23 protein-coding genes are annotated in these 26382 nt (G+C 33.4%); 5 read left to right on the top strand and 18 right to left on the bottom strand.

Annotation, left to right across the window (positions count from 1 at the left end; translation table 11 throughout):
- Positions 1-66: 66 nt before the first annotated feature.
- From ACYQ5R_RS11495 to ACYQ5R_RS11450, 10 genes are all read right to left on the bottom strand, one after another.
- Positions 67-894, bottom strand: a complete 828-nt coding sequence (locus ACYQ5R_RS11495) for a choice-of-anchor J domain-containing protein (protein ID WP_460191099.1) — start codon at positions 892-894, stop codon at positions 67-69.
- A gap of 151 nt (positions 895-1045) precedes the next feature.
- Entirely contained in the window at positions 1046-1891 is an 846-nt protein-coding gene (locus ACYQ5R_RS11490) for a choice-of-anchor J domain-containing protein (RefSeq protein ID WP_460191098.1), read from the bottom strand.
- 1013 nt (positions 1892-2904) lie between these two features.
- Positions 2905-3717: an enoyl-ACP reductase FabI gene (locus tag ACYQ5R_RS11485; protein ID WP_460191097.1), complete on the bottom strand. Its 813-nt coding sequence runs from the start codon at positions 3715-3717 to the stop codon at positions 2905-2907.
- A gap of 85 nt (positions 3718-3802) precedes the next feature.
- Positions 3803-5458: a DNA repair protein RecN gene (locus tag ACYQ5R_RS11480; RefSeq protein ID WP_460191096.1), complete on the bottom strand. Its 1656-nt coding sequence runs from the start codon at positions 5456-5458 to the stop codon at positions 3803-3805.
- A 19-nt stretch (positions 5459-5477) separates the two neighbouring features.
- Positions 5478-6365: a type IX secretion system protein PorD gene (gene porD, locus ACYQ5R_RS11475; protein WP_460191095.1), complete on the bottom strand. Its 888-nt coding sequence runs from the start codon at positions 6363-6365 to the stop codon at positions 5478-5480.
- Complete coding sequence (gene coaBC, locus ACYQ5R_RS11470; protein WP_460191094.1) at positions 6366-7571, bottom strand: bifunctional phosphopantothenoylcysteine decarboxylase/phosphopantothenate--cysteine ligase CoaBC; 1206 nt, start codon at positions 7569-7571, stop codon at positions 6366-6368.
- Between the two features lie 5 nt (positions 7572-7576).
- On the bottom strand, positions 7577-7897 hold the full coding sequence (locus tag ACYQ5R_RS11465; RefSeq protein ID WP_460191093.1) for a DNA-directed RNA polymerase subunit omega: 321 nt from the start codon (positions 7895-7897) through the stop codon (positions 7577-7579).
- Between the two features lie 2 nt (positions 7898-7899).
- Entirely contained in the window at positions 7900-8721 is an 822-nt protein-coding gene (locus ACYQ5R_RS11460) for an outer membrane protein assembly factor BamD (RefSeq protein WP_460191092.1), read from the bottom strand.
- Positions 8722-8867: 146 nt separating this feature from the next.
- Positions 8868-9743 carry a 4-hydroxy-tetrahydrodipicolinate synthase gene (gene dapA, locus ACYQ5R_RS11455; protein WP_460191091.1) on the bottom strand — a complete coding sequence of 292 codons (876 nt, stop codon included), beginning with the start codon at positions 9741-9743 and terminating at the stop codon, positions 8868-8870.
- Positions 9743-10252, bottom strand: coding sequence for a DUF6913 domain-containing protein (locus tag ACYQ5R_RS11450; protein WP_460191090.1), 510 nt, complete (start codon positions 10250-10252; stop codon positions 9743-9745). The genes dapA and ACYQ5R_RS11450 overlap by 1 nt, the downstream gene beginning before the upstream one ends.
- Positions 10253-10365: 113 nt before the next feature.
- On the opposite strand from ACYQ5R_RS11450, the gene ACYQ5R_RS11445 reads away from it, so the two are divergent.
- Positions 10366-10749 (top strand): DoxX family membrane protein, encoded by a 384-nt coding sequence (locus tag ACYQ5R_RS11445; protein ID WP_460191089.1) that lies wholly within the window; start codon positions 10366-10368, stop codon positions 10747-10749.
- A gap of 62 nt (positions 10750-10811) precedes the next feature.
- Positions 10812-11027: a hypothetical protein gene (locus ACYQ5R_RS11440; RefSeq protein ID WP_460191088.1), complete on the top strand. Its 216-nt coding sequence runs from the start codon at positions 10812-10814 to the stop codon at positions 11025-11027.
- A 363-nt stretch (positions 11028-11390) separates the two neighbouring features.
- Here ACYQ5R_RS11440 and ACYQ5R_RS11435 read toward each other — a convergent pair whose 3' ends face one another.
- From ACYQ5R_RS11435 to ACYQ5R_RS11400, 8 genes are all read right to left on the bottom strand, one after another.
- A complete protein-coding gene (locus tag ACYQ5R_RS11435; RefSeq protein WP_460191087.1) occupies positions 11391-12047 on the bottom strand; it encodes a lysoplasmalogenase in 657 nt (218 codons plus the stop codon).
- Positions 12048-12095: 48 nt separating this feature from the next.
- Positions 12096-14093, bottom strand: a complete 1998-nt coding sequence (gene ligA / locus ACYQ5R_RS11430) for an NAD-dependent DNA ligase LigA (protein ID WP_460191086.1) — start codon at positions 14091-14093, stop codon at positions 12096-12098.
- 41 nt (positions 14094-14134) lie between these two features.
- The gene (locus tag ACYQ5R_RS11425) at positions 14135-14716 is read right to left on the bottom strand and encodes a DinB family protein (RefSeq protein ID WP_460191085.1); all 582 of its coding nucleotides are present in this window, start codon (positions 14714-14716) and stop codon (positions 14135-14137) included.
- A gap of 4 nt (positions 14717-14720) precedes the next feature.
- Positions 14721-16310, bottom strand: coding sequence for an efflux transporter outer membrane subunit (locus ACYQ5R_RS11420; protein ID WP_460191084.1), 1590 nt, complete (start codon positions 16308-16310; stop codon positions 14721-14723).
- A complete protein-coding gene (locus tag ACYQ5R_RS11415; RefSeq protein WP_460191083.1) occupies positions 16307-19474 on the bottom strand; it encodes an efflux RND transporter permease subunit in 3168 nt (1055 codons plus the stop codon). Before ACYQ5R_RS11415 ends, ACYQ5R_RS11420 begins: the two co-directional genes overlap by 4 nt.
- A gap of 2 nt (positions 19475-19476) precedes the next feature.
- Positions 19477-20625, bottom strand: coding sequence for an efflux RND transporter periplasmic adaptor subunit (locus tag ACYQ5R_RS11410; protein ID WP_460191082.1), 1149 nt, complete (start codon positions 20623-20625; stop codon positions 19477-19479).
- Between the two features lie 90 nt (positions 20626-20715).
- Complete coding sequence (locus tag ACYQ5R_RS11405) at positions 20716-22158, bottom strand: glyceraldehyde-3-phosphate dehydrogenase (protein ID WP_460191081.1); 1443 nt, start codon at positions 22156-22158, stop codon at positions 20716-20718.
- Positions 22159-22280: 122 nt separating this feature from the next.
- On the bottom strand, positions 22281-23681 hold the full coding sequence (locus ACYQ5R_RS11400; protein WP_460191080.1) for a trypsin-like peptidase domain-containing protein: 1401 nt from the start codon (positions 23679-23681) through the stop codon (positions 22281-22283).
- Positions 23682-23801: 120 nt separating this feature from the next.
- Between ACYQ5R_RS11400 and dapF the strand changes: the two genes are divergently transcribed.
- Genes dapF through mltG form a run of 3 tightly spaced genes read left to right on the top strand, consistent with a single transcriptional unit; the run spans position 23802 to position 26126 of the window.
- Positions 23802-24581: a diaminopimelate epimerase gene (gene dapF, locus ACYQ5R_RS11395; protein WP_460191079.1), complete on the top strand. Its 780-nt coding sequence runs from the start codon at positions 23802-23804 to the stop codon at positions 24579-24581.
- Complete coding sequence (locus ACYQ5R_RS11390; protein ID WP_460191078.1) at positions 24581-25102, top strand: GNAT family N-acetyltransferase; 522 nt, start codon at positions 24581-24583, stop codon at positions 25100-25102. Before dapF ends, ACYQ5R_RS11390 begins: the two co-directional genes overlap by 1 nt.
- Positions 25095-26126: an endolytic transglycosylase MltG gene (gene mltG / locus ACYQ5R_RS11385; RefSeq protein ID WP_460191077.1), complete on the top strand. Its 1032-nt coding sequence runs from the start codon at positions 25095-25097 to the stop codon at positions 26124-26126. The genes ACYQ5R_RS11390 and mltG overlap by 8 nt, the downstream gene beginning before the upstream one ends.
- Positions 26127-26382: the final 256 nt, after the last annotated feature.

The following is a 26382-nucleotide window of genomic DNA, read 5'->3' as shown; positions in this document are numbered from 1 at the left end:
TTTAAACTAAGATACTGAATTACCAATAAATATAAAAAAAGCTCATCTAATTGATGAGCTTATATTTTATTGTTTTACTATTCGATAGCTGCCAATGGTATCTCCTATTTGTACTTTAACAATATATATTCCTGTTGATAAGTTAGAAATATCAATATGCGTTTCTTTTGAAGTAGGTTGCTCATTCATTATTTGACGACCTAACAAATTAAATACCTGCACATTATTTATAGACTCTAAAGCCTTAACCGTAAACGTATTATTGGCAACTGTTGGATACACCTCAATGGACTTTGTAATTGCTGACCTATCTGCTGACAAAGTAGCACCTGAAATGGTTAGGTCATCTATAAATAATCTATGTGAAAAGTCTCCCGTGTAGCTAAAAGCAATGAATATTGCATCACCATCTAATACCCCTACTGTTTTTAAATCTACCATAAACTCCTTCCAAAAACCTTCATTGGCATCGGCATATAAATCGTTAATCTCTACAAAATCTGAAGGATTAGTAATTGGATCAGAAGAATTTTTAGAATAGTACACTGCACAATCTTCAGGAGGAGCACCAAAACCTTGAAAATCTTGCAAATGAAAAAAACTCAAATCGATACTTCCATTAACAATTACTTGAGGTGAAACAATCCAGGATGTCATTGTACCACCGGGGTAATCCACAGCCAAATGAGCCAAACTCATACCTCTAGAAGGATATGTATCTACTACAGACACATCTCCTCTTGTAAAATTATCATAAATAGGACTTCCTTCTGTATCAAATAAATTCCAACCAGAAGTAGAAAAATCATCCTCAAAATTCTCTGTATACTGCGCGTAAAATGTTTGTAAAGCAAGTAAGGTGAAAACCAAACTTAATAGGGTTGTCTTTTTCATGAGGTCAGCTTTATTTTTTGTTTAAAACTACACAATTATTTTTATCTATTCATAAATTTTATTGAATAAATATCAACCTAACCTTATAATTAACAAACTATTAGTAAATAAAAGCTTTTAAAAAAGTTGACTTCAGTATATCAATATCAAATTATTTTTTAATAATTTTATATGTCTCTGATTTCCCTCCAATCGCAAATTTCACTATATATACACCAGACGATAAACTAGTGAAATCCAATTGTGTTTGATTGGTATTTGACCTATTCACCAATACCTTTCGTCCTAAAGTATTGAAAACTTCAATAGTCTCTATATTCTCAGTTGTATTAATATGAACCAAGTGATTAGTTACGGTAGGAAATAATTCTACGGTATAACTCAATTCATTTTCTGCTGTATCTAAAACTACATTTGTTGTATTTGAAACAAAGAAATTATCTAAGTATACAACGTGAGACTCATTATCTGCATTATTAGCAAGTCCAATATAAATAGTTTGTCCTGCATAAGCCGATAAATCGATTGATAAGTTACGCCATTCGTATTCATCATCATCATATGTAACTGTAGAAAGTAAATCATATAAAAGAACAAAATCACCATCATCAGGGTCGTTAGATCCTGCTGAAATCATAACATCAAATGATTCTATACCATCTACAACATCAAATAAAAAGCCAAACAAATAATCAAAAGTCAAGTCAGATGAAGCAGTTACAGTAAAAGCTGGAGAAATAGCCCAAGAAGTAGAGGCCGCAGTAGACAAAGTGATTCCTCCATGATACAAAGCTTTTAAACCATAAAAAATTTCAATGTCTGACACTACTTGAAAACCTGGATCATTAATGTCGTTTATAACAAATGTCCATCCAACAGGTAAATCATCTCTATCTTCAGGAGTGTAAGCTTCAAAATCTTCTAAATAATCATCTTGTGCATACAATGTTTGGACAAATAGTATCAAAACAAGACTTAGTAGGATCGTCTTTTTCATGGGGATTTTTATATTTTAAAACATAAAGCTACATAAATATTTTTATCTAATGGCTTATTTTATTCGATTAAATTAGTGCAACTACATAATTAACAAGTATATACAATTAAAAAAAGAAGCTCATTGTTCATAATGAGCTTCTTAAAAATTAAATACAAATTGGTTTGTTTTCTAATTCTACGATAGCTACCTAATTACTCTCCAACTTTAACTTTTTGCTACATACATTCCTGTTATAAGTCATGAAATATTTATCAGCAAACTGCTACATTACCCCCTCCTAAATAGCCTTAGTATTACATCCTTTCCTACCAGGACTACCTTTAAAATCATCTCCAGAATTTATTATTGGATTAACGAATCTTTAGAAAGATCTACTTGACTTTCAATACCATAATCTGATGCAAAATTATGATTGCTATAAAAATAAGGTTCACTTTGCTAGAAATAGCATAACTGGAAGAAATCATGAAATAGGTCGATTGAGTTGTAATATGATATTCCTAATAATAAAATGAGATGTACCTCATATTTACTCTTACAATTGTTTGAACAATCCTTGGGTCATCTCCTTCAGTTTACATAAATGTCTAGCGAGTTAGTTATTGGATCTATTTCAAAATCTTCAATAATATGTGCATAAGTAAAAATACTTAGTACAAGGCATAGCAGTATGCTCAATCATGTAGATTTTCTCATAGCCAATTTACATTTTAGATAATTGATATTTAAAATATAAAATTTTACTCTCAAATTAATGAATCAATGATGAGTAATCAACAAAATATCACTCATTACGCAACGAATAGAATGTTGCCTATTGCATTTAAATATAGATTTCTACACTCCTCATTTACAGCTCAATACAGTCATCTGTATTTCGTAATAATTTCAGTTTTGTAACAAGAAATCATATAGAAGCATTTAAGTTTCTTATTGTAGAATTACTCAATGAACATTCTCGTAATAAAACTAACAAAAAATACCCTAACTTTTTATATTTAAAGTAGTTACTACTCTTTTGAAAACTGATCCATAACTTTGGTACTAATTCCCATATTTGAGAACCCTCCATCATGAAATAAATTCTGTAATGTTACTTTTTTCGTTAAATCAGAAAATAAAGAGATAGTGTAATCTGCACATTCTAATGCAGAGGCATTACCCAACGGAGACATCGTTTCTGCATAATTCAAGAAGGCATCAAAACCTTTAACACCACTACCAGCAGTTGTCATGGTTGGAGATTGAGAAATTGTATTAACACGAACTTTGTGATCTCTACCAAAGAAATAACCAAAACTTCTAGCAATAGATTCTAAATAGGCTTTATTGTCAGCCATATCGTTATAATCAGGGAATACCCGTTGCGCAGCCATATATGTCAGTGCAACAATTGAGCCCCATTCATTCATGGCATCTTTGTTATACAGTACATTCATTACTTTATGAAACGATAAAGCTGAAACATCCCAACCTTTTGAAGTAAAATCATATTTAGGATCGGTATAATGACGTCCTTTACGCACATTAACAGACATTCCGATAGAGTGTAAAACAAAATCAATTTTACCACCTAAAATTTCCATAGATTGCGAAATCAAATTCTCAATATCTTCCATAGAAGTTGCATCTGCAGGAATAACCTTAGAATTTGTTTTTTCTGCCAATTCATTAATAGCGCCCATTCGCATTGCAATTGGCGCGTTTGTTAAAACAAAAGTAGCTCCTTCTTCATGAGCGCGCTCAGCAACTTTCCATGCTATAGAATCTGAATTTAATGCTCCAAAAATAATTCCTCTTTTACCTTTTAATAAATTGTACATATCTAAAGTTATTTATATTGATTGGTTCTTAATTTTTGTTGCGCAAAGATACGCTTTTTTTAAAATGAGTACAGCCTTTTTAGAATTAACCTAAAAGTGATTTTGCATGAGAAATTGCAGACTCTGATAAATCTTTACCACCAAGCATCTCCGCAATTTCAACAACGCGTTCTTCTTGATTTAATTGCTGCAATTGTGTATGGATGATACCAGATTTATTTTCTTCTTTAAACACTTTATAATGCTGATTTCCTTTTGCCGCAATCTGAGGTAAATGCGTAATAGATACTACTTGCATTGTATTGCTCATGTTTTGCATAATACCGCCCATTTTATTTGCGACCTCTCCTGAAACACCTGTGTCAATTTCATCAAAAATAATGGTAGGTAAATTAATATGTTCTGCTAAAATTGCCTTTACAACAAGCATTATTCTAGACAATTCTCCTCCAGATGCTTGTTTTTTTAAACTGCCAAAGCTTACGCCTTTATTGGCTGAAAACAATAATGATAATTTGTCTTTACCATTACTTTCAAAATTCTCAATAAGGTCTAATTCAATATTGAATCGAACATTTTCCATCCCTAATTCTGCCAACTGATTTTCTAGCTGTTCAATTAACAATGGAATAACTCCTTTTCTATTTTTATGAATTTTAGTAGCCAAAGTATTTAAATCTGTACTAATTTTTTGAATTTGAGCTTCTTTTTCTTCAATAAATTGCTGTGCATGTTCGCCTTTGTACACAGTTTCTAACAGTGTTTTATGAATCTCTGATAGTTCTTCAATACTAGAAACCTGGTGCTTTTTATATAAATCAAGTAATAGTTGTAATCGATTGTTTAAAACCGACAACCTTTCTGGGTCGTTTACAACTGATTCAAAAGCTCTTTCTACTTCATCAAGAATGTCCTTAAACTCAATTTTAATACTCTCTGTTCTTTCTGACAATTGTTGATATTGTCTCCCTAAATCACCAATCTCGTGAAGCCTTAAATTTAGGGTATATAAAGTGCTAGAAATACCATAAGATTCATTTTCGGCCAACTCAATAACTTCTGAAAGCTTTTCTTTAACAACCTCAACATTATTTAGAATTGCAAGTTCTTCTTCAATCTCTTTCTGCTCACCAACTTTAAAATTAGCCTCATCTAATTCTTTTAATAAAAACTGATGATATTCGAATTGCTGCTGTATTGTTTTTTGCTCATTTTTAAGAACATCTAATTCTTTCTTAACTTCTTTTAGCCGAAGTAAGCCTCTTTTATACGAAGCAACCAATTTGGTATTTTTTGCGAGCGTATCAAGAATGTAAAACTGGTAAGGTATTTCAGTTATAGTTAATGTTTGATACTGCGAATGCACATCAATTAATTGTTGCCCTACACTTTGTAAAACATTTATAGTAGTGGGAGTATCGTTAACAAAGGCTCTAGATTTACCAGATGGCAAAATTTCTCTTCTAATAATCGTTTGATGGTCATAGTCTAAATCGACTTCATCAAAAAATACATTCAAATTATACGCTTCTATATCAAACTGAGCCTCAATAATGCATTTCTTTTCTGTATTTTTAAGAGTAGAAGAATCTGCCCTTTTACCCAAAACCAAACCAAGAGCCCCCAATAGAATTGATTTTCCAGCACCTGTTTCTCCTGTAATAATGGATAATCCTTTATCAAAGGATACAGATAATTGATCAATAAGGGCATAATTGGTAATGGTTAAATGACTGAGCACAGTAACAAAAATTTATAGGTTACTTAATTTCGTTCCACTTAGAAGAGTTCTGAGCAGAAATTCTGTTTAAATCGTTCTTTAAATCTTCGGTATCAAAACGCGGACCTCCAGAATAGATATTTACAATTTCGTCTGCTTTAGCATTCATAAATACCCGTATAATATTTGCCGTTGGCCTACTATTATAAATAGGCGTAAATAATTGAATTGCTCTATGAATTGTGTTCTTTGCAGCAGTTTTATCTTCTAACATTTTATCTAATCCTTCACGATGATAAACGTACATTGCTTTGCGATAATTTAAAAATGCAGGTGCTAAGATATCGTTGATTAACTTATACCTTGTTTGCCCTCGGTCATTTGAATTCCACCCTACATAACCACTACTTTGTGCTTGGTTCACTACATTTTCTGCTTCACTATAAAATACGGCACCTCCCTCATTTTGAAACGTATCTCCATCAATACCCAAAATTGTATAAACATAGAATGCAATAATGGATGTTAAATTGTTATCAAATGTATTAGGATTATACTGAAAAGGTGCAAATTCTGTATATTGAAAACTTACATCATCGTCTTTAAAATTAAATACAGACGACAAATATGTAGAATTATAAACGGGTCTTACAGACTGAATTTGCAAATTTCCTCTAAACTCACTTGTAGAAGGAGCCTCTAAAATTGTTAATGTAAAAGCACATTTAATTTTTTCTTGGTTTAAAAATGCTCTATTGGTCCATTTCTTTTGATTGATAAACTCCGTAAGCTCTCTTTCTAAAGTTTCAAATAACTGCTTATTTGAATATGTAACGCTTTGAGCATTTACATCAACTGTTGCTTCAATCTCTTGAGCAAAAGAGGTAAATGATAAAAAGAAAATAAAAAGAAAACTTAAATAACGCATTTACAATCTAACTAGAATTTCATTTAATATGTCAGAAGCCACCTCTGCTTTTGATTTTAGACTAAATTCCGAAATTTTTTCCGATTTATCAATAATTGTAATCTTATTTGTATCATTCTTAAATCCTGCTCCTTTATCATTTAAAGAATTAAGTACAATCATATCTAAATTCTTACGCTTTAATTTACTCTTGGCATTTGTCAATTCATCGTTGGTTTCTAAAGCAAAACCTACCAAAAACTGATCTTTCTTAATTGTACCAGCCGATGCCAAAATATCTTGCGTTTTCTCCAAAGATATATCCATAGTTGCATCTGATTTTTTAATCTTTTGAGTAGCTATATTTATAGGTTTATAGTCAGCAACAGCGGCAGAAAAAATTCCAACATCTACTGTTTCAAAATACTTATGTACCTCATTGTACATATCATTTGCGCTAACAACATCTACTCGCTCAATCAAATTGTGAGAAATAGACTCAGCGGTTGGTCCTGTAATCAAAATTACCTCTGCTCCTATAGCAGCTGCAGCTTTTGCTAATTCAAACCCCATCTTACCAGATGAATGATTTCCAATAAAACGAACAGGATCTATTGCTTCGTATGTAGGACCTGCAGTAATAAGCACTTTCTTATCTTTTAGTGGTAATTTTAATAAAATATCTGCCTCAATAAATGAAATGATCTCCTCCGGTTCTGCCATTCGCCCCTCTCCTACCAATCCACTGGCAAGTTCCCCTGTTCCAGCTGGAATAATTGTATTTCCAAAGGATCTTAATTGCTCTAAATTTGCATTGGTAGATCCATGCTTATACATATCAAGATCCATTGCAGGAGCAATATAAACCGGACACTTTGCAGATAAATACGTTGCTAAAAGCAAATTATCGCAAGTACCATTTGCCATTTTAGACATGGTATTGGCAGTGGCTGGAGCAATTAACATATAATCAGCCCAAAGACCTAAATCAACATGATTATTCCAAAGTTCGTTTTCGTCTTCTTTACTGTAAAAAGTAGAATGTACAGGATTTTTAGATAAGGTAGACAGTGTTAAGGGTGTAACAAAGTCTTTTGAGGCAGGTGTCATTACAACCTGTACATTGGCACCTGCCTTAATAAAAATTCTAACAACATGTGCTGTTTTGTAAGCGGCAATACCTGCGGTAACACCGAGTAAAACATTTTTACCGCTTAAAACTGACATGGTTTTTATTTTGTCTCTTTGTTTCTGTAATAAGTACGGCTTTCTAACCACTCTTCTACAGCAATCGCAGTTGGCTTAGGTAAACGCTCGTAAAACTTAGAAACTTCAATTTGTTCTTTGTTTTCAAACACTTCTTCTAAGCTATCATTATGCGTAGCAAACTCATCTAACTTCTCAATCAACTCTCTCTTAAGTTCGCCATTAATTTGTGTAGCTCTTTGTGCCATAATCACAATTGCCTCATACAAATTCTCCGTTGGATTCTCTATTTCTTCTCTGTTGTAAGTAACCGTTGTTAATGGTGCTTCTGAATTTTTATAGTCCATTTTTATTTATTTTCAGGATTTGTAACTACCAAAGGAGCAAACTCGGCCAATGCTTCATTAACATCTTTCATTAATTTGTCTCCCTCTTTAAAATATGATGATTCTGGGTAATTTCTTTTTAATCTATCGTAAGCACTTTCTGCTGCTTTTAAACGTTCTTCCTTTTTAGAAAATACACTTTTTAAAGCTAAGTCGTGCGAAGCTTTAAACTTTAAGAACATGGCCTCTTCTCTAAAAGTTGTTCCTAAATAATCTGATATTAAATTATCAAACGCAGTAATAGCGGCTGTGTAATCTTCTATATGATAAAACTGCTTTGCAGTTTCAAACGCTTTTTTCTCTAATTTATAACGTAAATCTTTTACCAGCAAATTAGCTTCTTCAATTCTATTTGAATTTGGGTATGTATCGATATATTTTTGCAATGCAAGCAAAGCATCATTTGTTGCTGCTTGATCTAAACTATATACTGGAGAATCTAGGTAATAACTATGCGCTGCTAAGAAAGCTGCTTCCTCTCTTTTGGTACTCTTAGGATAGTTTTTGGTAAAACGATCAAAATAATAAGCAGATAAGCTATACTGTTTTGTTTGATAGTGCGCATCACTAATCATAAATTGAATACGCTCCATTTGAGGCTTACCTCTATACCCTGGTGTAATTTTATCAAACAAACTAATAGCCTTGTTGTACTTTTTAGCATCGTACATTTCTGCAGCCATTTTATACTGCTCTTCAATAGTTCCTTTATTAAGTACTTTACTATACTCACCACAAGAACTGATTAGCAATACAGTAATCAGCAACATTCCTATTCTCTTCATTTTTTGCATGGGGGCAAAATTAGTTATTTCTATTGGATTATTAAAATGATTTTTTGAAGCTCTCATTTAAAAACGAAAGTACGTTCTCTTCATAAAGAACGTACTTTTTTTGTGATAATTGTTTGTTAAATATACTTGCTAAAATCTTAATAAGAAATTACAAAATGCGCTATTTTTTTTTGTAATTCTGGAGTAGCTTTTACCAAAGGCAATCGCACTTGATCTTGACAAATTCCTTGCGTTTGCAGCATTGCTTTAATACCGGCAGGATTACCTTCTTCAAATATCAAATCAATACTTTCTTTGGCCTTATTATGCAAATCATAGGCAGCAGAAGCCTCTCCTTTTAGACCTAACCTAATCATGTCAGAAAAATCTTCAGGTAAACATTGAGCAATCACACTAATTACGCCCGAACCTCCAGCAAGAGTCATATCTAAGGCAATCATATCATCTCCTGAGATTACTAAAAAATCAGTTGGTTTATTGTCAATAATTGCTTTTGCTTGCTCTATATCTCCAGCAGCTTCCTTAATAGCAATAATATTATCAAAATCATTTGCCAAACGCAAAACGGTTTCTGGTTGAACGTTTTGTGCCGTTCTACCCGGTACATTGTACAAAATAATCGGTAAGGGACTCGCCTGAGAAATAGCTTTAAAATGCTGATAAATGCCCTCTTGAGTAGGTTTATTATAATATGGAGATACAGATAGTATTGCTGCATACGCACTTAAATCTTTTGATTTAAGAGTCTCAACAACAGCCATCGTATTATTACCTCCAACACCTAAAACCAATGGCAGTCTGCCATTGTTAACTTTAATAATTTTTTCTTGAACTTTGATTTGTTCTTCTATAGTAAGTGTTGCAGGTTCACCTGTAGTACCCAAAACAACTAAATACTCTATACCACTTGCAATTTGAATTTCTACCAATTTCTCTAATCCAATATAATCAATATTACCTTCTTGATTAAATGGAGTAACTAATGCCACACCTGTCCCAATAAATTCTTGCATTATATCTTATTTAAAATCTTTAAATATCGTTCTAATTCGTTTACAAAAATATTCAAATCTCCTGACTCTGTTGCTATTGTTAAATCATAAAAATTTGCCTTATTACTATCAACTCCAATTCTAAATTTTGAATTTGACTCTAGGGTTAACAAAAGAGCAACATCATTTGACAGTAAATTGATAACCAAATCAAAATCTTGATCTATTTCTTTTTTCAACTCTTCGGACTTTATGTTGCCAAATAAACCAATGTGCTCTAATGAGAATGTTAATTCTGTATTTGAATCAACCTGGTTTGAATCATTAAACAATAAAGTTGATATTCTCTTTAAAGGCCATGAAAATTTTTGGTTTAGTAACTCCCGTAAGGGCACATCACTTTTATCTTCTAAAATCAATAAAACTTTAGAGTTTTTATCAATTTTTAAATCGCTATTATTTTGTAAAGTTTCAAATTTCTTTACAATTTTCTTTTGAATTGATTTATGCTTTACCCCCTTGAATAGCATTGAAATTTTTGTTGAGAAGCAAAAATAAATAAAATTAAGAGTTAACCTACAAATTGGAATTCAATTGTAATATTCGCAAAGAAGTTCGTCTAAAAAACCAAATTAAACACAAAATGAACAAAAATATTATTCTAATTTTAAGATTAGTGGTTGCTGTTATTCTAATACAGACCCTGAGATATAAATTTACGGCGCATCCTGACAGTGTGTATATATTTGAAACAGTTGGATTAGAGCCTTTTGGTAGAATAGGTGTTGGAATTCTTGAATTAATTGCTGCTATTCTTCTTTTATTTGGTAGAACTGTTTGGTTAGGAGCCTTAATGAGTGCAGGAATGATGGCCGGAGCTATTGGACTACATATCAATAAATTAGGCGTTGAAATTCAAAATGATGGAGGGATACTATTTTATATGGCAATGGGAGTATTTATTTTTTCAATAGTAATTTTATTTAATTATCGTAAAAATATCCCTATTATTGGCTCCAAGTTTTAACTTGTCATTAAGAATTAATTAATTATATTTATAAATTATAAAACTCACAAACCTTACTCAGTATGGGAAGACCACCAACAAGACCAGCTAAATTAAAAGATGGATTTTATATTGAAGTTAGAAACAAAGGCGAAAAATCTGGAGGAATTAAAATTCGGAGAGATGATCGAGCATCTATGCTAGAAGCTGTTTCAGAATATAGACGTATAAAAGATATTACCATTTTAGGAGAGTCGAAAAATGACAAATGGTTAGAGGCACCAAAAGAGGCCGTATAGACTCCAGATAAATGAAGTTTATATTTAATATAATGGCACTTGTGGTTTTTACTTCAAGTGCCTTTTCTCAATGATTTAATTTGAAAATGAGTCATCTTGCAATTCATGTAGAATATTTAAATTTAAGTTTTGATTTTTAACTTTATAAATTGCAGCTTTAAGAAATAGAAACTCTTGAAGGAACATTACAAGCTGTCCGATAGTTTAAGTTAATCAATCATGCTTAACTTTATCTAATTCAAATTCAAGAATTGGTGGGGAGATAAAAATCAATCGAATAAACATGGTGCTCACATTTGGCAAATCTACATTCGAGATTTAGATGCCTTTTAGATGAAAATTAACAGTATTATCCAACAAAAACTACCTAGCTTCCTGATAGTTAACCATAAATTTACATATGGAGTATTGAGCTAGGATGTAAGTTATTATTATTATTTCATCAAATCCAACTTGCTTGTAATAAAATTTGTTAATTGCCAATAGAGAATCTGAAACTATAAATAATAATGACCCAACTACTAATACTCCTGCCAATGCAGTTTGACGCTTAACATAATGCAAAAAAGCTATATAACCAAAAATACAAATTACAGCTCCATAAACAAAAACCGGAACTTGCATTGCTCCCAACACATCTTTTAAATACCACATTAGAAATACATACAAACCTGTAAAAGGAATAAATGCAACAACTTTTTGGGCTATACTTGTATTTGAAATAAGCTTTTTAAATACACTTATATACAATAAATGTGCAATTAAAAATGACGAAAGTCCTAATATAAAATTAAGCTCCAAATCATACAGTAAAAAAACATCTCCGAGAAAAGAAAAGAATATTGCTCCTAGAAACAACTTGTTTGGTTTTGCAACCATGCTGCTATAGTAACCCATTAAGGATAGCATTATTAAAGGCTTAAATACAAATATTATGGTTTGATTCTCGAGAATCAAACCAATAACGTAACTCAAAGATATTATCGCAAACAGCAATAACAGTAGGGAACTCTTTTTCATTAAAAAGATTGGTTGGTTGTTGCAATATAAGGTTTTATACAATAATTGTCAAACCAACATTTCTAAAAAATCATCTTCGTCAATTATAGGCACCTTAAGTTTTTCAGCTTTCTCTTTTTTACTAGGACCCATATTGGCACCAGCTACGATATACGTGGTTTTTTTAGAAATACTACTAGACACTTTTCCTCCGTTCTCCTCTATCAGTTTTTTTAATTCGTTTCTACTTACTTTTACAAAAACTCCTGACACTACAAACACTTTACCTGCTAATACATCAGATTGATTCTCTGTTACGGATGCATCAATTTCTAATTGAACTCCATAAGATTTCAATCTGTCGATTAATTGAATATTACCTAGATCATTCCCAAAATCCACAATGCTTTCAGCAATTCTATCTCCAATTTCATCAACAGTAACTAATTCTTCAAATGAAGCAGTAAATAATGCATCTATAGATTTAAAATGTCGAGCTAATTTTTTAGCTACGGTTTCTCCAACAAATCGAACTCCAAGTGCGAATAATACCTTTTCAAAAGGAATTTGTTTAGAAGCCTCTATCCCTAATACTAAGTTTTGTGCAGATTTTTCAGCCATCCGCTCTAATGGTAGTACCTTTTCTACAGTAAGTTCATACAAGTCTGCATAATTCTGTATCAAGTTTTCTTTAAATAAAAGCTCAACTGTTTCACTACCTAAACCATCTATATTCATGGCCTTCCTACTTATATAATGTTGAATCCTTCCTGTAATTTGTGTTGGACAACCATAAGTATTGGGACAGTAATGCTTAGCATCACCCTCTGTTCTTACTAACTCGGTATCGCAATCTGGACAATGCGATGCATAAATTGTTGGAACACTATCAAAAGGTCGCTTTGACAAATCTACTCCAACCACTTTTGGTATAATTTCTCCACCTTTCTCTACATAAACTGTATCTCCCTCTCTTATGTCTAGCTTCTCAATTTGGTCAGCATTGTGCAATGAGGCTCTTTTTACAATAGTTCCAGCCAACTGAACTGGCTGTAAATTTGCTACCGGAGTTATGGCTCCAGTTCTACCCACTTGGTACGTTATCCTGTCGAGAACTGTACTTTCTTGCTCCGCTTTGAACTTATAAGCAATTGCCCACCTTGGCGCCTTAGATGTAAACCCAAGCTCTTCTTGAACATGCAATTCATTCACTTTAATTACAATACCATCGGTCTCATAAGGTAAATCATGCCTCTTAGAATCCCAGTATTCAATAAAACTCATGATTTCCTCTACATTATTACACACCTGAATTGCTTTCGGAATTTTAAAACCAACATTTCTTGCTGCATCTAATGTAGCTGCATGCGTTTTATAAGGAACAACTCCTACAACGTGATACAGCAAACAATCTAGAGGTCTATTTGCTACTTCGGCACTATCTTGTAATTTTAAACTACCACTAGCCGTATTTCTAGGATTTCTATATGGGTCTTCTCCCGCTGCAACTCTTTCCTCATTCATTTTATTGAAACCATCAATAGGTAAAATAATTTCGCCTCGAATTTCAAAATCTTGAACAAAATTTTCAACAACTAAGGGTATCGATTTTATGGTACGAATATTAGCCGTTACATTATCGCCTTGAAAACCATCACCTCTAGTTACGGCATTTACCAAAACGCCATTTTCATATCGCAGGTTTATAGATGCTCCATCGTACTTTAATTCACATGTATAACTTAAATCTGTAGTACCAGACAATTTATGAATTCGCTTTTCCCAATCTTCTACATCTTCTTTAGAGTATGAATTATCTAAAGAATACATTCGATTCTTATGCACTACCGTTTCAAAATTTTTGGTAATTGCTCCTCCTACTCTTTGTGTTGGAGAGTTTGGGTCAAAAAATTCTGGATGACTTTTCTCGAGCTCCTCTAGCTCCTTAAGCAGTTGATCAAACTCAAAATCTGAAATTGTAGGATTATCTTGCACATAATAATTGTGATTGTGCTGTCTTAAGTCTTTTCTTATAGACTCTATTTTATCTTTGATAGTAGTATTCATAAATTATTAAGGAGCTTCAAAGTTAGGTGGTTCACCAAAATCTACTCTCTCACTTGACCAGAAAAGAAACTTGGTTTTTTGCTCATGGGGTCTCCCGCTGCTCTTCGCATACTAACTAGCTGTCCACAATGCCAAACTGCATCTTCAATAGGACCATTTATATTGTTCCAAAAAGGGATCTCTCGACTCCCCTGATCCGAAGTAAAAACAATTGTATAATTCGCTAAATCATCAACCTTCATAAATATATCGCTGGCCGTTTTAATATTCTTCAAAATTGCCTCTCGCTTCTGTTCATAAGAATGCACTGGTTGTTCCACACTTCTATCATTAGGTTGTTGCAGCGCGCTATTCACAATGATTCTCGAAAGCCCCAATATATGGTTTATTGTTTCTTCATAAGTTCTTGCCTCTTCACTTGGCTTATAATTCAACGAACTTTCTTTAAGCTCTTCAGTGGCCCAATAAAACCGAAACCCCAATCCATCTAACATTCGTGCAACTACCGTACCCGCATTATAGCTATCATATGATTTATCAATTGTTCTATACGGTAAATTTTCCTGTCCCATAACACTCACAATTACAAAAGACATTACCAATGCCAAAGCATTCTTTTTCATCTTACTAGTTAATCTGACGGTTTTCTCTTTTTTGTTGACGTTCCATTTTACGTTGCGCCTTTTTCGCTTCTTTTCGCGCTTTTTCTTCTTCTTTCGTTAACACCAAATCTATAATTTGCCCATCGTAAAACAGCGAGTCTTTATCTATTTGAGAAATATCGACTCCCTGATCATCCGCGAGTTGTTGTGCATATTTATCAATTTCTGATTGGCTAATCCAACCACCGCCTAATGATTTATATAAATACACGTAAGCACTCAAAATTTTCTGATAATTCTCAGAGTATGCTAAACGTGCATCAAACTCTTGACGCTCATTTTCTATTACCTCTAAATAACTGGTAACACCTTGGTAATAACGCTCTCTAGATAGGTAACTTGCATTTCTTGCAGCTGAAGATCTTAAATCGTTTGCTTCTAATTCTTCTTTTAATGTAGACACAGATGCCAATGAATTTTCTACATCTAAAAAGGCATTTAACACTGTATTTTCATAGGAATAAAAAGTTTGTTTTGTGCGTTCACGTTCAATATCTACTCTACGTTTATTTTTACCAAACTCAAATAATGGCGCGGTAAGACTACCTCCAATATTCCAGCCTAAACCATTATCAAAAATTGAGCTTAACTCATCACTACCAGCTCCTAATAATCCTGTTAAGCTAATTGAAGGAAAACGCATAGCTTGCGCAACACCTATACGTGCATTTTGAGCTCTATATGATTGTGCGGCCTCCAATACATCTGGTCTTCTCATTAGTAACTCTGAAGGAATTCCGGTAGGAATATCTTCAGGAATTGGATAATCGTTCAAACTTTTCTCTACAGGGATTGAATCTGGCTTTCTACCCAACAATACACTTAAATTATGTTCTGTAAATGCAATTTGACGTTTAAAAAATGGCACAGAACCTTGGCTAATTGCTTTTTGAATTTCGGCTTGGTTTACATCAATAATATGTGTATATTCATTATCAAAACGCGCTTGAATTAATTCCAACGTTTCATCTCTCGATTCTAGCGTACTTTCAGATATTTGTAAACGAGCTCTATAATCTAATAATTGAAAATAATTAGTAGCTACTTCAGAAATCAAACTAATTTCTATTGCTCTTTTTGCATAAAAAGAAGCTACTAGTTCTGCCTTGGCGGCTTCAGTACTTCTTCTAAATTTACCCCAAAAATCTAACTCCCAGTTAACAGATGCTGCTGTACCAAAAGAAGTAATTGGGTCGTTTAATTGTAATCCTGAAATATAATCACCCCTTCCAGCATTGGCTGAGATTCCAAACTTAGGACCATAATCTGCTTTATTGAATCGAACATTCTCTCTGGCTTGCTCGACTCTGCTTGCGGCTATCAATAAATTCTTATTTGCTCGTAAGGCCTCTACAATTAGTGTATCTAAATACGGGTCATCAAAAATTTCCCACCATTTCAAATTTATAACACTATCTGTGTCATTAGAATATCTAAATGTAGCATTGTTTTGAGTTTCTGGCCTCACATAATCAGGGCCAACAGCACATGATTGTACAACTAAAAAAACAATCCCAACTAAAACCGTATTGTATAAGTTTAAATACTTTTTCATGATTCACTTGAATTTGAGGTTTCTAATGCTGCTAATTTTTCCCGTTTCTTTTCATAACCCGCTATTTTCCCAATTAGAATAAATAACATTGGATATAAGAAAACACCTAGGAAAGTAGCTAAGGTCATTCCTCCTAGAAGAGCCATACCCATAACCTTTCTTGCTTCTGCCCCCGAACCAACAGCAACAACCAGAGGGAATACCCCGAGAATAAATGAAAAGGCCGTCATTAATATCGGTCTAAATCTAGAGCGAGCTGCAGCTGCAGCTGCTTCAAATAGACTCTTTCCATCTTTAAACTCATCGTTTGCAAATTCTACAATAAGAATGGCATTTTTAGCCGCCATACCAATTAACATTACAAAGGATACTTGTGCGAAAATGTTATTCTCGAAAGTTGGACTAATCAATCTTCCTGCCCATAAAGCAAATAGCGCACCAAATATTGCAAATGGTGTTCCTAGTAAAATTGCAAATGGTAATGACCAACTCTCGTATTGAGCAGCAAGAATCAAGAATACAAATACCAAAGAAAAAGTTAAAATGGTTATTAAAGAACCAGATGCTTTTTCTTCTTGAAAAGACATTGCATTCCAAGAATACCCCATATCTGTTGGCAGCACTTCATTGGCTACTTCTTTTAAAGCCAAACGGGCATCATCCGAAGTATAGCCATCGGCAGGTACACCTGTAACCTCAACAGATCTAAACAAATTAAATCGAACTGTATAATCAGGTCCAGAAATAGGGTGGATACTTGCAATTGTTGATAGTGGCACCATTTCACCTTGATTATTCTTGATAAAGAATTTATTAATTTGAGATTCATCTACACGATATTCCGGTTCTGCTTGAATATAGGTTTTATACAATCTACCAAATCGGGTAAAATCATTTACATAAGAACCACCCATAAAGGCTCCAATAGTCGTATACAAATCGTTTAAGTTCACTCCCATTTTGAGTGCCTTTTCTTTATCAATATCCATATACCTTTGAGGCACTGTAGCTTGGAATGTTGTAAATGCAGAACCGATTTCAGGTCTTGCATTTGCTGCCTGAATAAATTTCATGGCGTTTTGAGATAGGTATTCTGGAGTATTACCCGTTCTATCTTGTAGCATTATACTAAACCCTGCTCCATTACCTAAACCAGGGATTGCAGGTGGACCAAAAGCGAAAGCCTGTGCATCTTTAATACCAAACATCAATTTTTTATTAACGTCGGCAATTACCTCTTCAGCGGTTCGTTCTCTTTTGTCCCAATCTTTTAAAGAAACAAACAAGAATCCTGTATTAGAAATCATGGCCCCAGATAAAATACTATATCCCGTTGCAGTGGTAATGTATTCTACTTCTGGTACATTTTCTAACACCACCTCTATTTGTTTTGTTACAACATCTGAACGTTGTAATGAAGCAGCATTCGGTAACTGAACGTTGACAAAGAAATACCCCATATCTTCTTCTGGAATAAATCCGCTTGGTACTAACTTTCCAAAGAATCCAGCTCCAATTGTAAGAATTACAATAAATATGACTCCGCGTTTAATTTTTCTTGAGACAATGTTAGTAAAACTCATGTACCCTTCCGTAGATCTGTCCATTCCTTTATTGAACTTTCCGAAGAACCAACCTAAAGGACCACCGTATGGTTTTGGCTCTTTTAACAGTAACGAACATAATGCTGGAGATAAAGACAAGGCATTTACAGAAGAAACCAATACAGAAACAACAATGGTAATTGCAAATTGCTGATAGAGGAGCCCTGTAATTCCTGCCATACCTGCTACAGGAATAAATACTGCTACTAATACCAAAGTAGTGGCAATAATTGGAGCAGTTACTTTTGCCATGGCATCCATAGTAGCCTCTTTAGCACTCATTCCCTTTTCAATATTAACCTGTACGGCTTCTACCACTACAATCGCATCATCTACCACAATACCAATTGCCAATACTAGTCCTAATAACGAAAGTACATTAATTGTAAAGCCTAACATCGGGAAAAATATAAATGCCCCGACCAGCGAAACTGGAATAGCTAAAGTTGGAATTAAAGTGGCTCTCCAATCTTGTATAAATAAGAATACCACCAAGATTACTAGGGCTAAAGCAATAAATAAGGTAATAACAATTTCTTTAATACCCGCTGTTATAGATTTTGTAGTATCTATAGAAACATCGTATTTTACAGATTCAGGAAAGTCTGCAGACATCTCTTCCATATTCTGGATTACCTGACTTGCCAATTCAACGCCGTTTGAACCTGGAGCCTGATAAAGCGCAATAATAGCCGCTGTTTCACCATTTAACCTGGCAAACATGTTATATAACTCTACACCTAAATTAACCGTTGCAACATCTTTAAGTTTAATTTGAGAACCATCTGGCTCCGTACGAACAACAATTTCTTCAAAAGCTTCTTCAGAATTAAACCTATCAGGAAGTCTAACCGTGTAGGTAAAATCTGTACCAGGAGGTGCAGGTTCTGCACCAAATTTACCTCCAGGAACAAGTTCATTCTGTTGATTGATAGCGTTTATAATTTCAGGTACAGTTAATTGCAACTGCGACAAGCGATCTGGTTTTACCCATATACGCATTGAATAATCAGAAGCTCCTAAAACATCTACACGACCAATACCTCTAATACGAGCAAGCTGGTCTTTAATATTAATCAAGGCATAATTACCTAAAAAATCTTGATCATATCTTCCATCGGATGTCAAGGTTACAAGCATTAATGTATTGGGTAATGCTTTCTGTGTTGTTACACCTAACTTAGTTACTGCAGGTGGAAGTTTTGCCGTTGCAGCAGAAACTTTATTCTGAGTAAGTACTGTATTCATGTCAGGATCTGTACCTACCTCAAAAGAAACCTGAATATTCATTGTTCCATCATTAGAGTTAGTTGATTTCATATAAATCATATTATCAACTCCATTGATTTGCTGTTCTAGAGGGGTCGCAACAGACTCTTCAACATTAATCGCATTTGCCCCTGTATATGAAGCATTAATCTGTACAATAGGTGGTGTTAAGTTTGGATATTGCTCAATTGGCAATCCAATCATTGAAACGGCTCCAACAATTACAATAACTATTGCAATTACCATTGCAACAATAGGTCTTCTTACAAAAAAATTACCTTTATCTGCCATAATTATTGCTTGTTAGATGATTGATCTGAACTAACTATCTGCGGCACAACTACCATACCAGTTCTAACTTTTTGAATGCCTTCAATAATTATCTTTTCCCCGGCTTCTAGACCAGATTTAACAATATATGAGCTTTCAAATTTCTCTCCTAACTCTATAGTTTTTGAAATGACTTTATTTTCAGAATCTACTACAAAAACTGAATACTGACCTTGCAATTCTGAAACACTACTTTGCGGAACAATAATCGCATCATTATCTTCTCTAACTTTTATTTTAATACGTGCAAATTGACCAGGTCTAATAAAATCCCTAGGATTAGGAAATGATGCTTGAATTAATATTGCACCTGTAGTAGGATTCACATTTCTATCTACAAAATCTACTTTACCATTGTGTTCATATAAACTACCATCTGCAAGAATTAATTGCACTTCAACATTACTCTCTGACCTGGACATTCTCTTTGTCTCATCTGAATTCATATATTCTCTAGAAACGCGAAGATACTCTAGCTCTGAAAGAAAAAATTGCACTCTAAAATCTGATAAATCAGAAACGGTATTAAGTATTACTGGATTTGGATCTCTACCAACAAATTCACCTTCTCTTGCTAAAGTTTTACCAATAACACCATCTATGGGTGCATGAATTCTACAATATCCCAAATTAATTTGAGCTAATTTTAAATTTGCTCTTGCTGCTTTTAATGAAGATTGTGCAGCATCTCTTGCCGCTCTAGCATTATCTAAATCTCTACCACTTACAGCATCTAATCTTGCTAAAGGTTCTATTCTTTGCAAGTCGTTTTCTTTGTTTACAAGGTGTGTCTCCGCTTCCGTAACTGCACTTTGCGCAGCAGCAACCTCTTGTTGAAATGGTGATGAATCTATTACGTATAGTAAATCTCCTCGCTTAACTCTTCCTCCTTCCTCAAAATGAATTTCCTCGAGATACCCCTCAACTCTCGCTCTAATTGGAATATCTTTTTCACCAAAAATTTCTCCAACAAATTCATAAAATATTGGAACTGTTTGTGGTTTAAGCTCAACAACATTTATGTTTTGGGGTGGAATTTGTGGTGGCTGTTTATCTTTTGAACAAGAAAGAAATAAAACAACTGCAAAAAACAAATAGTATGATCGTGACATGGCAAGAAAATTAAATGTAAGTTATATACCCTAAAAATAAAAAAAACCGAATAAGTGTATTCGGTTTTTTTAAAAGAATTTTAATAGATTCTAATAATAAGTATATCGCTTTACTTTTGAAATGTGTTTGGCCAAACGAATAACTTGATGACTGTACCCGTATTCGTTATCATACCAAACGTACAACACAACGTGTTTTCCTTTCTGAGCACTAATAGTAGCATTACTATCAAATATAGCTGGAGCAGGTGCTCCAACAATATCTGAAGACACTAACTCATTGTCTACAGAGTATTTAATTTGTTCCACAAGATTGCCTTCAAGTGCAAACTTCTTAATCGTATTATTTATTTTGGCTACGCTTGCTGATTTTTTCAACTCTAATTTTAAAATAACTAAAGACCCATTAGGAACAGGAACTCTAATGGCATTAGAAGTTAACTTACCTTCGAGCTGAGGCAATGCTTTTGCAACTGCCGCTCCAGCTCCAGTTTCTGTTATCACCATATTTAATGCAGCAGCTCTACCTCTGCGGTACTTACTATGCATATTATCAACTAAATTTTGATCATTGGTATAGGCATGTATAGTTTCTATATGCCCATTTTCAATACCAAAAACTTGGTCAACTACGCTTAATACAGGAGTGATTGCGTTTGTGGTACAAGAAGCTGCCGAAACAAGATTTGTTTTTTCAGGGTCTATATCACAATGGTTTACTCCATAAACAATATTTGGCACTCCTTTTCCAGGAGCAGTTAATAAAACTTTCGAAACACCATTTGCTTTAAGATGGCGGTTTAAAGCTTTATCATCCCTAAACACTCCGGTATTGTCAATAATTAAGGCATCATAAATACCGTAAGCCGTATAATCAATCTCCTCAGGAGTATTAGCAGAGATAATTTTAACGGTCGTACCATTTATTATCAGAGCTTCATTTTTTACATCAACTTGAACTGTACCTGAAAAATCGCCATGAATAGAATCATTTCGGAGTAATGAGGCTCTCTTTTCTAAAACAGTTTTATCTATTTTACCTCGAGTAACGATTGCTCTCAATCTAAGTTGTTGCCCTTTACCAGTTATACCCATAATCTCTCTAGCAACAAGTCTCCCAATTCTACCAAATCCGTATAGTACAACGTCTTTAGGACTTAAAGTCTTTGTTTTATCAACATCTTTTAGTTGTATACTTAAAAACTTGTAAATATTGTAGTTGTTAGTATCTTTTTGGAATTCATACACCAATTTCCCAATATCAATCTTAGCAGGAGGCAGTTTCAACAATTTTAAAGTCTTTACAATCTCTACTGCATCAAATATTGAAATTGGTTTTTCAACAAATTCAGTAGCGTATTCTAACAAGTTTAAAATTTCGCCAACGTTTCGATCAATAAGTTGATTTCTAAATAAAACTAATTCTATGGTGTCATCATACCATAAATCGCTTACAAGCTTTATAAATTCATTTGTAGATCTGCGAATTCTTGTTTGAAAAGCAAGTTCTTGCTCATAATTAGTTACAGCCATTTTTTTATAAAAGAGTTAATTTAATGGCAAATATATAAAAATCGAAAACGTTTTCGTAAATAATAAAAAGAAATAAAAAATCCGGCGATAAACACCGGATTCATATTTTAAAAAACAATCATTTATCTAAAAATATAACGTTCAACCACACCATCTTCATCCAATACCTCCAAAACTACACGTTGCTGTCTAATTGCGGTTCTAAGCGCCTCTTCCGCATCATCCGTAGAAGAGATGTCATACCCATTGATTCGTTTGATAACTTGCCCTTCTTGTAATCCCAAATCAGATAAGTCTTCATTTAAAATAGACATAATTTTAACTCCTCTTTTCACATCAAATCTTTGCGCCTCAGTTTTCGAAAGGTTTTTTAGGTTTAGTCCTAAACTACTACTGATTGTACTTTTATTTTCGGTTAAAGTAACTGGAACAACCATTTCATTACCATTTCTTAATACAGTAAACCTTACTTCATCGTTCGGTCTTTTAGATTTTAAAAAACCACTTAAATCTGCGAAGGTAGAAATGGTGACATTATTTGCTTTTACAATTATATCATCAACTCGAATTCCTGCCATAGCAGCACCACCACCATCAATTACATTTGTTATAATAACTCCTTCAGTATTTTCAACTCCAAAATCGGTATGATTTTGCCCATTCAACTCTCTGTAATTAATTCCAATAAATGCCTTTTGAACATTACCAAATTCCATTATATCTTCAATAACTTTCTTTGCGATATTTGAAGGAACCGCAAAAGAATATCCAATGTAAGAACCTGTTGTAGAAGTTATCATTGTGTTAATACCAACTAATTCTCCTCTAGTGTTTACTAAAGCCCCACCGCTGTTGCCTGAATTTACCACAGCGTCGGTTTGTATATAAGATTCTGTTTGGTCGTTGCCAAGTAAATCTCTTCCTTTCGCACTAATAATTCCAGCTGTAACAGTTGCCGTAAGATTGTATGGATTACCAACTGCCAAAACCCATTCGCCAACTTTTATATTATCTGAATCTGCAAAAGGAATATGAGGCAAATCATTGGCATCAACCTTTACCAATGCAATATCATTCGATGGGTCTGTACCAATCAATTCGGCTTGATATGCTTTCTTATTATTTAATGTGATTTCAATTTCAGTAGCACCATCAATCACATGATTGTTTGTTATAATATATCCGTCTGGAGATATTATCACACCGCTACCCATCCCTATCTGTACGCGCTCTCTACCTTGGCTTTTACCATAGAATAACTCCTCAATAGGATTATAGGCTGTATACACAGATTTGTTTTTTACGTGTACTACTGCACCCAATGCTTTATCGGCCGCTGAAGTAAATTCTCCAACCTCTGTTATTCCCAATGAAGTGGTATAATTCTTAGGAAATATCTGTTGTGGGATAGTCGATTGCTTTTGAACATTCTCCTGGCTATTTTCAAGCAATAGTTTATACGCACCTAAAGTAAAAACTCCTCCAAGCGCAGAAACCATAACCATAGTCATTATTTTTTTCATACTCAAACTTTAGATTTTAATTACTTAACATTCAAAACTATTACTTTATTGCTACTCAAAAAACCGATTAACGGAACTTTAACATTCAACCTAATTGTATTTAATTGTAACTTTGCAAGTATGAATATTCAGTTTTATAAATACCAAGGTACAGGTAACGATTTTGTGATGATTGATAACAGAAATGAAAAATTTCCTAAGGAGAATAAATCCCTTGTTGCTGCAATGTGTGATAGACGTTTTGGTGTAGGCGCTGACGGATTAATTTTATTAGACAATTCTGATTCTGCCGATTTTAAAATGGTGTATTTTAATGCTGATGGTTCAGAAAGTACTATGTGTGGCAATGGAGGCAGATGTTTGGTTGCATTTGCAAAACACATGGGGGTAATCGTCGCTGAAACCACTTTTGATGCTGTGGATGGTGTACATTTTGCTAGTATTGATAATGGTATTGTGAGTCTACAAATGATCGATGTAAATACGGTAGAAACTCATAAAAATCATTTCTTTTTAGATACCGGATCTCCACATCATGTTGAAATTGTAGAAAATTTAGCACAATATGATGTATTAACCAATGGCAAAAGAATTAGAGAAGGTAGCCCATATTTTGAAGTAGGTTCTAATGTAAATTTTGTGGAACTTTTAACAGAATCGAAAATTAAAGTAAGAACTTTTGAGCGTGGTGTTGAAAATGAAACTTTGAGTTGCGGTACAGGAGTTACTGCATCTGCTATTGCCTTGAATTATGCAAAAATTGTTTCTTCTAACTCAATAGATATAGAAGTTGAAGGAGGCGAACTTAATGTAAGTTTTAAATATGATAATGGTAACTATAGTAAAGTCTTTTTAAAAGGGCCCGCCACGTTTGTCTTTGAGGGTGAATTCAGTTATTAATGCAAACACTAAAAGGCAAACATATCATATTACGAGCGCTTGAACCAAGTGATTTAGATTTTCTTTTTGAGATTGAAAATAATCAAGATTTTTGGGAAATCAGTCATACCATTACACCGTATTCAAAGCATTTACTTAAACAATATATCAACAACGCTCATTTAGACATATATGAAGCAAAACAACTAAGATTAACTATTTGCCTTCAAAACAACACTCCTGTTGGATTTATAGATATTTTTGATTTTAATCCAATGCATCTTAGAGCTGGATTAGGTATTTTGATCAATGCTGAATTTCAAGGCAATGGTTACGCTAAAGAAGCAGTTCGATTGGCTCGTGATTATTGTTTTACTAATTTAAAACTGCATCAACTATACGTGAATATTTCTTCAAAAAACAACAAGAGTATTCAATTGTTTAACTCATTGGGATTTGAAATAATAGGCGCCAAAAAACAATGGAATTTAACTCAAAATGGTTTTGTTGATGAATTAATGCTACAACAGATAAATGAATAACAAAAAACTACTTTTAGGAGTTTCTATAATTACACTAATTATAGGAGTAATTGGAATTAATTATTATTTAAAAATATTCGGAGGTACTGTTACTGAAAATGTTGCCATATATATACCGAGTAATGCAACTTTTGAAGATGTTAAGCTCTTAATTAAACCACACATTAAAAAGGAATCAGCCTTTGATTGGGTTGCTCAGAAAAAAAAATACCCCAATCTTGTGAAAGGCGGTAAATACGATTTAACACAAGGCATGAATACAAATGACCTTGTGGATCTTTTAAGAAGTGGAAATCAATCTCCAATTAAAATTGCTTTCAACAATCAGCATAGAATTGAAACACTTGCTGGCAGAATCTCACAACAGATAGAAGCAGATTCCATTTCTTTATTAGCAGCAATAAAGGATGAAGCTTTTTTAAAAGAGAATGGATTTTCAGAGGCCACTGCCCTTGCAATGTATTTGCCTAACAGCTATCAACTTTATTGGAATACGAATGCAGAACAATTCAGAAATAAAATGTTATCTGAATACAGAAAATATTGGAATGGTAATAGACTTGAATTAGCCAAAAAACAAAATTTGTCTCCAATTCAAGTTTCAACTTTAGCTTCTATTGTTCATAAAGAAACTTCAACTATTTCTGAAAGACCTCGTGTTGCTGGTTTATATTTAAACAGGTATAAAAACAAATGGCCCCTACAAGCAGATCCCACAATAATTTTTGCCTTAAAAGAGAAAAAAGGTCAAGATATTGAAATAAAAAGAGTACTGTTAAAAGATTTAGAAATAAATTCAAAATACAATACCTACAAATATGTTGGCATACCACCGGGACCAATAGCAATGCCGGATATTAGTGCGATTGAGGCAGTATTAAAACCAGAAAACCACAATTATTTTTACATGTGTGCAGATATAGATAATTTTGGTAAACATGTCTTTGCACGTACTTTGGCTCAGCACAACAAAAATGCAGCTAAATACCAGCGTTGGCTGAACAAACAAGGGGTTAACCGTTAACTTTACTTATCTCGTGCTGTTTTAACCATTTGCAATAAAAAACCCTCCTTTTATAAACTTTATATTTCCATATATTTATTATTGAAGTTAGCGTATTTTGTAAATACCTACTTTTGATTTAGAATATTATTGGTTTAGTAATTTTTTTTCAAACATTAAATAATAGACCATAGCAAAACATAAAACGTTTTCGTATTCAACTATTTAATTGTACGCTTGCATAATTAAAAAGATGTCGTACTTTTGCACCCCGAAG

The sequence above is a fragment of the Urechidicola sp. KH5 genome (genome assembly GCF_054661455.1).
This window is presented reverse-complemented; position numbering and strand designations above follow the sequence as displayed.

What these genes read in the sequence shown, in the direction of transcription:
- coaBC (WP_460191094.1), bottom strand. Translation starts at nt 7,571, where the DNA reads ATGTCAGTTTTAAGCGGTAAAAATGTTTTACTCGGTGTTACCGCAGGT.
- ACYQ5R_RS11495 (WP_460191099.1), bottom strand. Translation starts at nt 894, where the DNA reads ATGAAAAAGACAACCCTATTAAGTTTGGTTTTCACCTTACTTGCTTTA.
- mltG (WP_460191077.1), top strand. Translation starts at nt 25,095, where the DNA reads ATGAATAACAAAAAACTACTTTTAGGAGTTTCTATAATTACACTAATT.
- ACYQ5R_RS11440 (WP_460191088.1), top strand. Translation starts at nt 10,812, where the DNA reads ATGGGAAGACCACCAACAAGACCAGCTAAATTAAAAGATGGATTTTAT.
- ACYQ5R_RS11445 (WP_460191089.1), top strand. Translation starts at nt 10,366, where the DNA reads ATGAACAAAAATATTATTCTAATTTTAAGATTAGTGGTTGCTGTTATT.
- ACYQ5R_RS11415 (WP_460191083.1), bottom strand. Translation starts at nt 19,474, where the DNA reads ATGGCAGATAAAGGTAATTTTTTTGTAAGAAGACCTATTGTTGCAATG.
- ACYQ5R_RS11405 (WP_460191081.1), bottom strand. Translation starts at nt 22,158, where the DNA reads ATGGCTGTAACTAATTATGAGCAAGAACTTGCTTTTCAAACAAGAATT.
- ACYQ5R_RS11410 (WP_460191082.1), bottom strand. Translation starts at nt 20,625, where the DNA reads ATGTCACGATCATACTATTTGTTTTTTGCAGTTGTTTTATTTCTTTCT.
- ACYQ5R_RS11435 (WP_460191087.1), bottom strand. Translation starts at nt 12,047, where the DNA reads ATGAAAAAGAGTTCCCTACTGTTATTGCTGTTTGCGATAATATCTTTG.
- ACYQ5R_RS11400 (WP_460191080.1), bottom strand. Translation starts at nt 23,681, where the DNA reads ATGAAAAAAATAATGACTATGGTTATGGTTTCTGCGCTTGGAGGAGTT.
- ACYQ5R_RS11465 (WP_460191093.1), bottom strand. Translation starts at nt 7,897, where the DNA reads ATGGACTATAAAAATTCAGAAGCACCATTAACAACGGTTACTTACAAC.
- dapA (WP_460191091.1), bottom strand. Translation starts at nt 9,743, where the DNA reads ATGCAAGAATTTATTGGGACAGGTGTGGCATTAGTTACTCCATTTAAT.
- ACYQ5R_RS11485 (WP_460191097.1), bottom strand. Translation starts at nt 3,717, where the DNA reads ATGTACAATTTATTAAAAGGTAAAAGAGGAATTATTTTTGGAGCATTA.
- porD (WP_460191095.1), bottom strand. Translation starts at nt 6,365, where the DNA reads ATGCGTTATTTAAGTTTTCTTTTTATTTTCTTTTTATCATTTACCTCT.
- ACYQ5R_RS11425 (WP_460191085.1), bottom strand. Translation starts at nt 14,716, where the DNA reads ATGAAAAAGAATGCTTTGGCATTGGTAATGTCTTTTGTAATTGTGAGT.
- ligA (WP_460191086.1), bottom strand. Translation starts at nt 14,093, where the DNA reads ATGAATACTACTATCAAAGATAAAATAGAGTCTATAAGAAAAGACTTA.
- ACYQ5R_RS11460 (WP_460191092.1), bottom strand. Translation starts at nt 8,721, where the DNA reads ATGAAGAGAATAGGAATGTTGCTGATTACTGTATTGCTAATCAGTTCT.
- ACYQ5R_RS11420 (WP_460191084.1), bottom strand. Translation starts at nt 16,310, where the DNA reads ATGAAAAAGTATTTAAACTTATACAATACGGTTTTAGTTGGGATTGTT.
- ACYQ5R_RS11390 (WP_460191078.1), top strand. Translation starts at nt 24,581, where the DNA reads ATGCAAACACTAAAAGGCAAACATATCATATTACGAGCGCTTGAACCA.
- dapF (WP_460191079.1), top strand. Translation starts at nt 23,802, where the DNA reads ATGAATATTCAGTTTTATAAATACCAAGGTACAGGTAACGATTTTGTG.
- ACYQ5R_RS11450 (WP_460191090.1), bottom strand. Translation starts at nt 10,252, where the DNA reads ATGCTATTCAAGGGGGTAAAGCATAAATCAATTCAAAAGAAAATTGTA.
- ACYQ5R_RS11490 (WP_460191098.1), bottom strand. Translation starts at nt 1,891, where the DNA reads ATGAAAAAGACGATCCTACTAAGTCTTGTTTTGATACTATTTGTCCAA.